A 12,156-nucleotide genomic window follows, 5' to 3' on the forward strand; every position below is an offset into this window, starting at 1 on the left:
GCTTCAGCTCATCCATGCTTGTGAAGCCAGATGATATGACCTTGCATGCCAGGTTATAGGGCTGGAGCGCCCCGTCAACGTACCAAACGTTTGCGAAAGTAAAGCGCTGAGGCACAAATGCCGAGGAAGCCGACAAAGCCAACGCCATAGGCAGCTTGGACAAAAAATGGCACCCAAGCGAGGTGGATATTGCCCAGATTCTTGGTCAGAAGCAGGCTGATACTACCAATATAGCCAACCGAATCAGCAACATAGATTAGGAAGCCGGCCGTGGCGACACGACCACTGGCTGCCACCAGTCGGTCAAAGAGGACCGTATTGAACGGTGTATATGCCGCATAAAGGCCTGCGCCCACCAAAATCATCCAGAGAATGGGACCAATCAACCCAAGTTGGAAGGCCAAAGTCGACAGGCCAATACAGGCAAAGCCTGCCGCTAAAATGCCATGCACGACGAGAAAGGCAATCCGATTATCCTTGATTACCATAAGAGAGGCTAAGATGGCCAAAGCCACCACGGCAACCGGCAACTCAGATAGGGTGAAGATCGCGGCACCATTGGCTTGGCCAAGGTCGCGCCAAATCTCGGCAGCGAAATTGTCGCGGAAATCGCGAAAGGCGGTCAGAAAGACATAGGCACCAACAAGAAGGATAAGGCCGGGCGCATAAGCCAACATAAAGCCATTACGCTCTTTGGGCTGCATGGGTGCGCGACGGACGCGCTGGGCTTGGTCCTCTTCTGAGGGAGGCGGCAACAGGGATAGGCCCCAGACGGCCAAGAACAATAGCGGAAAGAATAATGCCCCAGCTGCCGCTGGCATCCAGAAGGGGCTCATGGCAAACTGGCTCATCAAAAGGCTTCCAACAGTCTTCACAATGCCAGAAGAGACAATGAAGCTGACGCATAGAATTGCGCCAAGAGCCTCAGAGGTCCTGCGCCCCTCCAAGAAACTGAAAACCAAGCCCCAAATCAGCCCCAGAGGCAACCCATTAAGGAACAAGGCTGCGACATTCCAAGGGGCTGGCACAAGCGCGAATAGGATCAGAGCAAACCAAGAAAGGCCGATCAAGGCCAAGATGGCGACCCCCCGTTTGGCTCCATCTAATTCCGCAATGACCTTAATGCCGATGAATTTCGAGACGGCATAACCCAGCACTTGGGCGATTACCAAGGCGACCTTGTAATCGAGAAGAAAGCCCCAGCCCGCGACATCTTCATAGGTCGCTGCTGAAAACGGCTTGCGAAACGCGAACATCGAGAAATAGGCACAAAAGGCAACAAGACCACCATAGGCAATGAAAGCCGCCGGATGGGCACGCGATAACCATGATTGAACCCGTCCCATATGCCCCCCAGTGTCCCATCCGCCCCCGGACTTTGCTATCCAAGACTACTTCTTGAATGCCCGCAATAGCTTGGTCTGAGCGATGGAATTTCTGAGTGGGCGCAAGTCACTCTAGGCGCACCCATCTGAGACGCCGGGGGATTCGGGGTCACCCGCCAGGTCGCCCAAGAAAAAGCCCTTCCCCATCGACGGGGAAGGGCTTTGACGTGCACTGATCTCGCCTTTCGGCAAAGGATCAATATTCGCTCTCATCCACATAGAAGCTGGGCTTTGAGGCAGGCTGCAGGCTTGGACCTTCTTCAGGATCAATAATGCCCGCTTCGGCTGCAGCTTTTGCACGGCGCGATGAGGACGCTTTGACCAAAGCGTCAAGCTCAATCTGCGTGCACAGGCCGATCGTTACGGGGTCAACCGGCTTAATTTGGGCACTGTTCCAATGGGTGCGGCTGCGCACGCTTTCGATGGTCGACTTGGTGGTGCCGATCAACTTGCCCATCTGGGCGTCCGTGACTTCTGGATGGTAGCGCAAGAACCAAGCGATCGCGTCTGGGCGGTCTTGGCGACGCGATACCGGCGTATAGCGACCACCCCGCTTCTTCACCGGTGGCAAATCTAACTTGCGGCCTTCCAGCGGCTTAATCTTATAATTTGGGTCGGCTTCCCCGCGCGCAATCTCTTCACGCGATAATTGCGAATTGGCGATTGGATCCAAACCGCGCACACCGGTTGCGACGTCGCCATCGGCAATCCCTTTAACTTCCAGCGGATGCAGGCCGCAGAAAGCTGCGATCTGGTCGAATGTCAGGCCGGTATTGTCGATCAACCACACGGCAGTGGCTTTGGGCATCAAGATCTCGTACATGATTTCTGGCCTCCAGATACAAAATCGCCCGGCGCGACGGCCGGGCAAGGGGTCGCGGGCCCCTTCACTTTAGGGCCCTATGGGCACAGACATAACGGTCTCTTGCGAATTTTGGAAGCCCGATGACTGTTAGTTGGTGTGCAATCGGGCCTGCACTTATTCGATGTTAGAACCGCGTGGACGCGCGCACCCGCATCAGGGTTTGGGACGAGGCGTCGGCGATATGGTTAGGCTGATGAATGTGGGTCAATTCAACGCCCAGCCACGCGGCAGTCTCAGATGCACCACCTAAGAGCCAGTCCCGGCTTGCCGTCAAACGCAATTCCCGGCCTGTTGGTGCCACATCAAAGCGGCGCTCTGACCAAGTCTGAGCACTGCCCCAGATCAGGTAAGGATCAGCTAAACGGTAACGCAGGCTGCCTTGCTCTACCCGCAAAGGCTGCTCTAGCCCGAAGCGCCACCAGCCATCTGACAGGCTTTTGGCATAAACCAGCGATGCTGCGCTGGCGTAAATTGGAGCGCCCGCTGCGAAAGCCTTGTTGCCGGAAAAGTCAGACAGCCGGGTGCCCTGAATCCGCGCGGTTACACTGGCTGTATCCGTCAAAGCCCAATCAAACTGCAGCCCCAAAAACCGGCTTTGTGTCCGTGTTCCGTCGACTTGTCGGGTTTCAACCAGAGACGCGCCATCATTCCAGCGAGAGCCCAAGAAGCTGCCCTGCTCTGCCAAACTGCCCATTTCCAGCACACTGGTAAGGCGTGCACCCTGATGCGCCAGTTGGACTAGGGAAGCATTTTGGCGTGTCTCCGCTAAGGTCCGCACACGGCTTGCACCACCGGTTGCATTGAATGCATGCAAACTAAAGGCATCTTTAGAAAAGATCAGGCCCTGAAAGGATTGGAATTGTCCCACGCCCATCAAGCCAAACTGGGTGCCACCGCCTGCCGCATCTCCCGCCAGACCATAGGGTCGCGTTGCGGCATCTGAACCCGACTGCGCTAACGATAGGGCGAGGCTGCCGCCCCATGGCGTTGTTGAAGCGGGCATCAAAGCGCGAATAACCGGTGTTTGGGCATGGACCCGATCATCTTGCACGCCCCACGCGGCACTGGCAGGCGTGCGACGGCTAAAGCTTAAGAGGCTATCGCCGATTTGGGCAGCCTGTTGTGGCTCGGAAGCATAAGTTTCTGCGCTAAAGCCCAAATCCGATTGAGGACGCAAGCGGAAACCGAGTGAGACATTGAAAGGACGCTGATATTCATCCAGCACGGCAGTAGATAGGCCATCCTGCATAAAGGCATCGCCAAAGGCTTGGCCTGCAATCCCATCAAATAAGTCGACGCGCACAGCTTCGCCGCTGGAACTGGTGGTCGCCGTCGCCCCGACGGGCGCGAACGCGCGTTCAAGGTCGATAATGCCGCGGCCAAACGTGTCATCAATGCCGGTTGTGCCCAGATCGCGCGCCGTGCGGTAAAGGATATCGACCGCCTGTACACCGGTCAGATTAGGGAAAGCTTGGAACAAAAGAGCCAAGGAACCACTGATATGTGGGGCCGAAAAAGAGGTTCCCGACACGCGCCAGCAGGAAGTCGTGTCGCAATCCGCGATGATATCCGTACCGGGTGCCACCAAATAATTGGTGCGCGTGACTCCGGCCTTTGCGCTAAAGGTTGAAAGTGCCTCAACTGTATCGGTTGAACCCGCCGCGATGATCAAACCACGGAAGCGCGGATCAATCGACAATTGCGCAGGGAATTCTGGATCCGCTGTGGCATCATTCCCAGCCGAAGCTACAATAACGATCCCTGCATTGGTTGCTCGCAACAGGGCAGCATTCAGTGTCGATCCAGTTGAAGTTGACCCGCCAAGGGACAGATTGATCACACGGACGCCGTCTGCAATGGCAGAATCAACACCGCGTGCAATATTGGTCTCAGGCAGTTTACAACCCTTGTCCGCACCCACTTCCTCACACGTGCCCTCGCGGTCTGCGCGATAGCTAATGATGGTAGATTTGAAGGCAACGCCCACCGTGCCTTGACCATTGAACTCATGCGCGATCACACCCGATACGCGTGTCCCGTGACGTTCTTCTGCCGCAATGGTCTGATTAGGGCGGCCGATTTCCATATCGCGCGACAAAGGCGAAATATTATTCTTAAGATCAATCTGCTGCAGATCGATCCCAGTATCGACAACGCCGACACGGATGCCTGCGCCAGTTGCGCCATATTCCCAAGCCTTAACGGCCTTAATGCCGGCCAGACCCCAGCTGCGCGTGTATTCGCGCGATGTCGCTGACGGATAGTCCACACCTGCAACCAGTGCCGGAGGCGGCGGCGGCGGCGGGGGAGGTGGTGGCGGTGGTGGGGGCGGTGGTGGGGGCGGCGGGGGTGGAGGCGGCGGCAAAGGTGATGGCTGGACAACGGTCCCGCCGCCACCACCGCCACCGCCGGCACAAGCCGTCAACAGCACACAATTTGTGGCAGCAACCAAAAGGAATAGGACTCGTAATGTCATCACTTCGGGCCTCCTGCCCAGATTACGTAGTGTGACGCTAACAGAATTCTATTTCAGGACCGTAAACTAGGTTTTCGACAAGAGTGCGAGGATAGATTGGCCATAGCGACGAGCCTTCGCTTCGCCGATACCTGAGATCATCATCAAAGCAGATGTCGTCGACGGGCGCGCCAAAGCCACTTGGCGCAAAACGGAATCATGGAAGACAACATAGGGTGGTATACCTGCCGCACGCGCGGTCTCCAGCCGCCAGTCTCGCAACGTGCGATAGAGAGCCAATGTCTCTGGATCGAGATCATCATCCAAAGCAATCTTCGCAACGCTGCGCTTAGCGCCACCGGCTTGAACAGGGTCCTCGCGCGTGAAAACCGGTACCTCGCCCTTCAAAACCGACCGTGCAAGATCCGGGCACGCAATGGTCAAAAGAGGAAAGCCATCGCGACTTTGCTCTGCCAGAATACCATCAAACAAGAGCTGATCGAGTACGCGGCGCCAAGCGGTCTTGTTGAGACCCTTACCAATGCCAAAGGTGGAGCGTTCGGCAAAACGGGTCTCCAAAGGCCCATCAGGCTCGGCTCCGATCAGGTGCGAAATGATCCGGCCGCGCCCAAAGCTTTCCTCACAGCGGATGACGGCGGACAAAGCCATCTTCGCCCACTGGCTTGAATTATGGCCCATTGTAGGATTGGTGCAGACGTCGCATTGCCCACAATCTTGCACATCCGTCTCGCCGAAATAGCGGCGAACCCCGCCCCGACGACAGGCAAGCCCGTCGAGAAAGCTGTAAAGCTGGTTCAGCTTAGATCGTTGAACCTGTTTCACTTCATCGGGCGCAGGCGAGCCATCAATCCGCTCGGCCATAAAGCGACGATCCGAAAAGCCGTAAAAGGCAATTCCTTCTGCAGGCAAGCCATCGCGACCTGCGCGCCCAACCTCCTGCCAATAAGCTTCGATGCTTTTGGGTGGATCGGCATGAATGACATAGCGCACATCGGGCTTATCAATGCCCATACCAAAGGCGATGGTCGCCACCATCACCACGCCATCTTCCTCTTGAAAGCGCCTCAAATGCTCGGACTTTTGATCCGATGGCATTTGGGCGTGATAGGCCAGCGCATGAACGCCTTTTTCGCGCAGGCTTGCCGCCAACTCTTCGGTCTCTTTACGGGCGGTGACATAGATAATGCCGCACAGACCTTGGCGCGCTAACACCAGTTCAAGGATTCGTGCGGCGGTACGGCTATCTTTACGCCGGGTGGAGAGGATGAGGTTGGGGCGGTCAAAACTTGCAACAAACTCAGGTGCATGCGTCAAATGCAACTGACGTCGAATATCTTCGCGCGTGCGGACATCAGCGGTCGCGGTCACGGCCAAGCGTGGCACGCCGGGGAAGGCTTCCTGAAGCGCACCCAAACGGCGATAATCTGGGCGGAAATCATGGCCCCATTGGCTGACGCAGTGGGCTTCATCGACGGCGATTAAGGAAATCGAATAGCGGCTTAGGCGCTCAATCAAAACCCCAGAAGAAAGGCCTTCCGGCGACACATAAAGGATATCGAGCCGCCCAGCCTCTAGCGCTGAGAATACGGCCTGTTTGTCGTCCCAAGCCATACTGGAATCGAGCCGCGCTGCCCGAACCCCCGCCGCGCGCAAGGCCTCCACCTGGTCCGTCATCAAGGCAATCAGTGGCGAAACAACAATGCCAACTCCGGGCCGCAAAAGCGCTGGGATTTGGTAGCACATGCTTTTGCCGCCACCTGTCGGCAATACAGCCAAAGCATCGCCACCGGCCATAACATGTGCCACTACGTCGGCTTGCAAGCCTCGAAACGCGCTATGGCCGAAGACGCGATGCAGCGTGGCCTGCGCATCTTCCAGTGTCGGATCAAGAGGGGGGAGCACTTCAGCCAGCATAGCCCCCTCATGGGGCGCTTCGCGGTGGGATGCTAGCGCCTGGCGAGGCGCATCGCATCTTCTACTAGCCGATTTTGGATTGTCTGCTTCGCGAGTTCGATATCAGAACGCGACGCGTTCACCTCAAGGGGATATTGTCCCTCGGTCGCATTGCAGGTGACGAAAGTCCCATCTTGGAGATCAAAGCGCCCGATACGAAACTCCAACCACCGAACTTGTGCGCCTTTTTCATCGATCCCACCCTTGTCCTCATAGGTGGCCATGTCGCCAGAGGTTCGGAATTCTTGGCGGTCGATGGCGTTGTCGCCATTTCGATCTAGAGACGCAAATATATCGCGGTCGCAGGGCACTTGCAGTTCAGACTTGATCAAGTGCCCGTCCCTATCAGAATCAAGCTTTGCAAAGACATCGGGCGACGCGGCAAGCGCACCCAGCCCGACTAAAGACAGGGCCAGGCCCACAGCAATCGGCCTAATCTTGATCCAGGACATCCGCACACTCCTCTACTCAGCATGCAAACCTCGCCTGATTTGATCGCCTTCACAAGGCAATCAACCTTGGGTCATACTTATCGGCTCAATTCACGCATGGCCCGATCAAGACCTTGGATTGTCATGGGGAACATACGGTCACGCCCGATTACATCGCGGATCAAGTTTACAGACGGAGTATGATCCCAGTGCCGCTCTGGCACCGGATTGATCCAGATAAGATGGGGATAGACGTCCGATACGCGTTTGAGCCACGCCGCACCCGGCTCTTCATTCCAATGCTCGACACTACCACCGGGATAGGTGATCTCATACGGGCTCATGGTCGCATCGCCCACAAACACAACCTTATAGTCGGCTGGAAACTTATGCAGCACGTCCCAAGTCGGCAGTTTCTCGGCATTGCGGCGGCGATTATCCTTCCACACTTCCTCGTAAATGCAGTTGTGGAAGTAGAAATATTCCATATGCTTGAACTCGGTCCGCGCCGCAGAAAACAGCTCTTCGCATACCTTAATATGGGCGTCCATCGAGCCACCAATATCAAAGAAAATCAGCACTTTCACCGTATTTCTGCGCTCTGGCCGCATGACAACATCGAGATAGCCATTCCGCGCGGTCGTATCAATTGTCCCTTTGAGGTCGAGTTCGGAAGGGGCACCATCTCGAGCCCAGCGGCGCAAGCGGCGTAGCGCGACTTTGATGTTGCGGGTACCAAGCTCAACCTGATCATCCAGGTTCTTATACTCGCGCTTGTCCCAAACTTTGACGGCTCGACCATGACGGCCTTCCTTTTGACCAATACGGACGCCTTCAGGATTATAGCCATTAGCGCCAAAGGGCGAAGTACCGCCCGTTCCGATCCATTTATTGCCGCCTTCGTGCCGCTCTTTCTGCTCTTCGAGGCGCTTCTGCAGCGTCTCCATCAGCTTTTCCCAACCGCCTAAGCTCTCAATCTCAGCTTTTTCCTCTTCGGTGAGATATTTTTCCGTTAGGGCACGCAACCAATCCTCAGGTATCGCCGCAGCCAGGGCATCACTGGTCTTCTCTAAGCCTTTGAAGACATGCCCAAAGACGCGGTCGAATTTGTCGAGATTCCGCTCATCCTTCACCAGTGCCGAGCGCGACAAATAATAGAATTCTGTGATGTCGCTCTCAATCACTTCCTTATCCATCGCCTCCATCAGAAGCAGATATTCCTTCAGGCTGATAGGAACCTTGGCGTCGCGAAGTTCAGAGAAGAAGCGTTGAAACATGGGCGTGTAACCTGAGACATTTGAGATTTATCTCCGACATTAGAGAAGCCAGCGCACTTGTCGAGTGCCCGACACCTAGAATTAGCGCGCAGGCTTAACCCCCGGGGCCGAAATCGCGACCTAGTTGGGGATTGTCCCGGAGACGGGGATCAACAGAAAGCGCTTTCCGGCTTGATCGGCTGGGGGAAAGTAGCCTGCCCGCATATTAACTTGGACCGAGGGCAATAGAAGCACAGGCGGGGCTAAGCTTTTGTCCCGGGTTTGCCGCATGGCAACAAATTCTGCCTCCGACACACCATCATGGATATGAATATTGTGGGCGCGCTGCGTGGCGACATCGCTTTCCCACGCATAATGATCCCGGCCAGCAGCCTTATAATCATGACACATCCAGAGCTTGGTCTCAGGCGGCAGGGCGAAGATTTTCTGGATCGAGCGATAGAGAGCGGCCGCATCACCCCCTGGGAAATCGCACCGTGCGGTGCCGTAGTCGGGCATGAACAAAGTGTCGCCGACAAAAACATGAGAACCAATATGATAGGCAACGCAGGCGGGTGTGTGACCTGGCATATGGATGACCCTGATCTCTTGTCCGCCAAACTGCAGGACCTGGCCATCTGTCGCCAATATATCGAATTCCCCACCCGTCATGCTCAGATCATCGGCTCGAAACACAGGGGCAAAGGTCTTCTGGATTTTGTCGATAGAGCTACCGATTACAATCTTCGCGCCAGTCTGGGCCTTCAAAAACGGGGCAGAGCTTAGGTGATCGGCATGGACATGGGTTTCTAGAATATAGTCAATCTTGGCCCCCTGCTCTGCAGCGGCGTCGAGAACGGCCTGAGCCGATCGGGTCGAAAGGGAGCCACCTCGATGATCATAGTCCAAAACAGGGTCGATGATGACTGCCCGCGACGTCTCAAGATCAACGACCAGATAGGTGATCGTAAACGTGGTCTCATCGAAAAATGCGGTGACAATTGGCTCTGACATAATCCTTCTCCATCGTGCTGGATGATAGGCTTGACTAAATATTAGATTTTGCTAATTTAGCAAGTGCTAATTTATGGAGCTTCGTAAATGCCCTCGGAAGTCGAGCTTGAACAAACAGCACGTGACATGGCCGCTCGCGCTGGCTTGGTAGCTAAATTATTGAAAGCACTTGGCAATGAACGACGTCTTTTGGTGCTATGCCAGTTAGTTGAAATGGGTGAAGCCAACGCAGGTGCGCTCGGCACAGCGATTGGCCTTAGTCAATCAGCGATGAGCCAACATCTCGCGGTGATGCGCGAAGAAGGCCTTTTGTCGACGCGGCGAGAGGGCACCACAATCTTTTACTCCATCGCTGACCCAAAGCTGACTGAACTGATGGAGACCCTCCACCATCTCTATTGCAGCCCAAACGCTGCCTGACCCCCTTAAACCTCAGGAGTGAAACATGCCCCTCAAAGCCATTTCCATTGAAGAAGCAAAGCGCCTCCTCGCCGATGGCGCGCGGCTGGTGGATGTACGCGAGGCCGATGAAGTCGCTCGCGAACGCATTGGATTGGCCAAAAGCGTCCCATTGTCCCGTTTGGACGAGGCTTTACCGCTTACGGGCGATCAGGCCATTATCTTCCACTGTAAAGCCGGGAATCGGACCGCCGCACATGCCAGCCGACTAGCTGCCGCCACTACATGCGATGCTTATGTACTTGAAGGTGGTATCGAAGCTTGGAAGGCGGCCGGCCTGCCCGTCATCACAGACAAGAGTCAACCGATTGAAATTATGCGCCAAGTTCAAATTACCGCAGGCAGCCTGGTGTTGCTTGGCGTTATTCTTGGCACATGGGTTCATCCTGGCTTTTTTGGCCTGTCCGCTTTCATCGGAGCAGGGCTGACTTTCGCGGGGACAACGGGCTGGTGCGGGATGGCGAAAGTCTTGGCCCTTATGCCATGGAACCGGCCTCAAACATCCCTGCCCCTCAAGGCAGGGTGAGCCATGGACCCCGCCACTCTCATTGCCGCCCTAGGATCGGGGCTTCTGATTGGAGCCATTTTGGGCTTGATTGGCGGTGGCGGATCCATCCTAGCCGTTCCCCTTCTTCTCTATGTGGTTGGGGTCGTAGATCCCCATACGGCCATCGGAACGGCGGCGGTCTCTGTGGCAGCCAATGCTTTACTAGGCCTATGGGCGCACGCTCGCGCTCATAATGTGAAATGGCGATGTGCGTTCATGTTTTCAGCCTTCGGTGTCTTGGGCGCGACCTTGGGCAGCAGTCTGGGCAAGGCGATGGACGGCCAAAAGCTGCTCACGTTGTTTGGCTTTGTTATGATCGCTGTTGGAATTCTTGCTGCCCGCAAGCCCACCCGGATTGAAGCACCCGATGTCCGGCTATCGCTCGCGAGCGCCCCCATCCTCATGCCTCGATTAATCGCCAGCGGAACTGGAGTTGGGCTGGCGTCTGGCTTTTTTGGGATCGGCGGCGGCTTTCTGATCGTTCCGGGTCTAATGTGGGCCACCAGCATGCCAATAAGCATTGCAGTAGGCACTTCGCTCGTGAGCGTAGCAGCCTTTGGCACCGCGACAACGACCAGCTATGCGTTGTCTGGGCTTGTAAACTGGCCCGTCGCTGGACTGATGATTGCCGGAGGTTTGCTGGGCAGTACCTTGGGCACAAGGGCCAGCCAATCCCTTGGCCAGCACAAACGTGCGCTCGCTTTGGTCTTTGCAACCGTCGTGGTTCTCGTGGGAGCTTGGATTGTTTGGACGGGGATAGGCAAACTCTAGGACCGCCCCGTCTGAAACAATTTAACCGCGGGTTTCGCGCCGTGCCAAAAATGCCAGACGCTCAAATAAGGCAACATCCTGCTCGTTCTTCAATAGCGCGCCGTGCAAGGGCGGGATCAGCTTTGAAGGATCCTTTTGCTTGATCGCATCGAGGTCGATGTCATCCGTTACCAAGAGCTTGAGCCAGTCCAGCAATTCGGACGTTGATGGCTTTTTCTTCAGGCCAGGCACTTTGCGCATGTCGTAGAAACTAGCTAGCGCATTGGAAATCAGACGTTTTTTGATGCCGGGGAAGTGGACGTCTATGATCGACTGCATCGTGTCTTCATCTGGGAACTTAATGTAGTGGAAGAAACAGCGACGCAGGAAAGCGTCTGGCAATTCCTTTTCATTATTCGACGTGATGATCACGATGGGGCGCTCAACCGCTTTGATGGTTTCGCCCGTCTCATAGACGTGGAATTCCATCCGATCTAATTCTTGCAAGAGGTCGTTTGGAAACTCGATGTCGGCCTTATCAATCTCATCGATCAAAAGCACGCAGCGGCCCTTATGCTCAAAGGCTTCCCACATCTTGCCCTTTTTGATGTAGTTTTTCACGTCCTTGACACGCTCGTCGCCCAACTGGCTATCTCGCAGGCGGCTTACGGCATCATATTCATAAAGACCCTGCACGGCCTTCGTGGTCGATTTAATATGCCACTCTAACAAGGGAAGGCCCAATGCCTTTGCCACTTCGATCGCCAGGACGGTTTTGCCGGTTCCAGGTTCACCCTTAATCAACAGGGGGCGCTCCAATTTGATGGCCGCATTAACTGCGACTTTCAAATCATCCGTCGCCACATAATTCTTCGAGCCCTCAAACCGCATCCCTAGCACTCCTGATCATCTTGTTTTTGTCAACTTGCGGACAGGCTAACAGGCATGGGGTGGTTGGAGCAAGTGCTGTTTGCCGAGGGCTCGTCAGGTTTGGGGCGCCTGTTTTTTGGGCAGGCCTGC

At 55.5% G+C, this 12,156-nt stretch carries 11 protein-coding genes; 3 read left to right on the forward strand and 8 right to left on the reverse strand.

Features of this window, described 5'->3' with window-relative positions; all coding sequences use genetic code 11:
* Positions 1 to 74: 74 nt before the first annotated feature.
* From B7364_RS09310 to B7364_RS09340, 7 genes are all read right to left on the reverse strand, one after another.
* Entirely contained in the window at positions 75 to 1,346 is a 1,272-nt protein-coding gene (locus tag B7364_RS09310) for a DUF5690 family protein (protein ID WP_085339724.1), read from the reverse strand.
* A gap of 235 nt (positions 1,347 to 1,581) precedes the next feature.
* Positions 1,582 to 2,208 (reverse strand): DUF1013 domain-containing protein, encoded by a 627-nt coding sequence (locus tag B7364_RS09315; RefSeq protein WP_085339725.1) that lies wholly within the window; start codon positions 2,206 to 2,208, stop codon positions 1,582 to 1,584.
* Between the two features lie 166 nt (positions 2,209 to 2,374).
* Positions 2,375 to 4,726: a S8 family peptidase gene (locus B7364_RS09320; RefSeq protein WP_085339726.1), complete on the reverse strand. Its 2,352-nt coding sequence runs from the start codon at positions 4,724 to 4,726 to the stop codon at positions 2,375 to 2,377.
* A gap of 66 nt (positions 4,727 to 4,792) precedes the next feature.
* The gene (gene recQ, locus B7364_RS09325) at positions 4,793 to 6,640 is read right to left on the reverse strand and encodes a DNA helicase RecQ (RefSeq protein ID WP_085339727.1); all 1,848 of its coding nucleotides are present in this window, start codon (positions 6,638 to 6,640) and stop codon (positions 4,793 to 4,795) included.
* A gap of 32 nt (positions 6,641 to 6,672) precedes the next feature.
* Complete coding sequence (locus B7364_RS09330) at positions 6,673 to 7,131, reverse strand: EF-hand domain-containing protein (protein WP_085339728.1); 459 nt, start codon at positions 7,129 to 7,131, stop codon at positions 6,673 to 6,675.
* A 77-nt stretch (positions 7,132 to 7,208) separates the two neighbouring features.
* Entirely contained in the window at positions 7,209 to 8,387 is a 1,179-nt protein-coding gene (locus tag B7364_RS09335; protein ID WP_085339729.1) for a vWA domain-containing protein, read from the reverse strand.
* A 120-nt stretch (positions 8,388 to 8,507) separates the two neighbouring features.
* The gene (locus B7364_RS09340; protein WP_085339730.1) at positions 8,508 to 9,380 is read right to left on the reverse strand and encodes an MBL fold metallo-hydrolase; all 873 of its coding nucleotides are present in this window, start codon (positions 9,378 to 9,380) and stop codon (positions 8,508 to 8,510) included.
* Between the two features lie 87 nt (positions 9,381 to 9,467).
* Here B7364_RS09340 and B7364_RS09345 point away from each other — a divergent pair, with 87 nt between their 5' ends.
* The 3 genes from B7364_RS09345 to B7364_RS09355 are packed head-to-tail and all read left to right on the forward strand — an operon-like array spanning position 9,468 to position 11,157.
* Entirely contained in the window at positions 9,468 to 9,800 is a 333-nt protein-coding gene (locus tag B7364_RS09345; protein WP_085339731.1) for an ArsR/SmtB family transcription factor, read from the forward strand.
* A 25-nt stretch (positions 9,801 to 9,825) separates the two neighbouring features.
* Positions 9,826 to 10,365 carry a rhodanese family protein gene (locus B7364_RS09350; protein WP_085339732.1) on the forward strand — a complete coding sequence of 180 codons (540 nt, stop codon included), beginning with the start codon at positions 9,826 to 9,828 and terminating at the stop codon, positions 10,363 to 10,365.
* 3 nt (positions 10,366 to 10,368) lie between these two features.
* Positions 10,369 to 11,157 (forward strand): sulfite exporter TauE/SafE family protein, encoded by a 789-nt coding sequence (locus B7364_RS09355; RefSeq protein ID WP_085339733.1) that lies wholly within the window; start codon positions 10,369 to 10,371, stop codon positions 11,155 to 11,157.
* A gap of 21 nt (positions 11,158 to 11,178) precedes the next feature.
* Here the strand turns inward: B7364_RS09355 and B7364_RS09360 are convergent, their stop codons facing one another.
* Entirely contained in the window at positions 11,179 to 12,027 is an 849-nt protein-coding gene (locus tag B7364_RS09360) for an AAA family ATPase (RefSeq protein ID WP_085339734.1), read from the reverse strand.
* Positions 12,028 to 12,156 lie beyond the last annotated feature (129 nt).

It is taken from the genome of Aquidulcibacter paucihalophilus, from assembly GCF_002105465.1.
Classification (GTDB): domain Bacteria; phylum Pseudomonadota; class Alphaproteobacteria; order Caulobacterales; family Aquidulcibacteraceae; genus Aquidulcibacter; species Aquidulcibacter paucihalophilus.

Coding starts and splice junctions, on each gene's coding strand:
- B7364_RS09360 (WP_085339734.1), bottom strand. CDS start 12,027: ATGCGGTTTGAGGGCTCGAAGAATTATGTGGCGACGGATGATTTGAAA.
- B7364_RS09320 (WP_085339726.1), bottom strand. CDS start 4,726: ATGACATTACGAGTCCTATTCCTTTTGGTTGCTGCCACAAATTGTGTG.
- B7364_RS09335 (WP_085339729.1), bottom strand. CDS start 8,387: ATGTTTCAACGCTTCTTCTCTGAACTTCGCGACGCCAAGGTTCCTATC.
- B7364_RS09310 (WP_085339724.1), bottom strand. CDS start 1,346: ATGGGACGGGTTCAATCATGGTTATCGCGTGCCCATCCGGCGGCTTTC.
- recQ (WP_085339727.1), bottom strand. CDS start 6,640: ATGCTGGCTGAAGTGCTCCCCCCTCTTGATCCGACACTGGAAGATGCG.
- B7364_RS09340 (WP_085339730.1), bottom strand. CDS start 9,380: ATGTCAGAGCCAATTGTCACCGCATTTTTCGATGAGACCACGTTTACG.
- B7364_RS09315 (WP_085339725.1), bottom strand. CDS start 2,208: ATGTACGAGATCTTGATGCCCAAAGCCACTGCCGTGTGGTTGATCGAC.
- B7364_RS09330 (WP_085339728.1), bottom strand. CDS start 7,131: ATGTCCTGGATCAAGATTAGGCCGATTGCTGTGGGCCTGGCCCTGTCT.
- B7364_RS09355 (WP_085339733.1), top strand. CDS start 10,369: ATGGACCCCGCCACTCTCATTGCCGCCCTAGGATCGGGGCTTCTGATT.
- B7364_RS09350 (WP_085339732.1), top strand. CDS start 9,826: ATGCCCCTCAAAGCCATTTCCATTGAAGAAGCAAAGCGCCTCCTCGCC.
- B7364_RS09345 (WP_085339731.1), top strand. CDS start 9,468: ATGCCCTCGGAAGTCGAGCTTGAACAAACAGCACGTGACATGGCCGCT.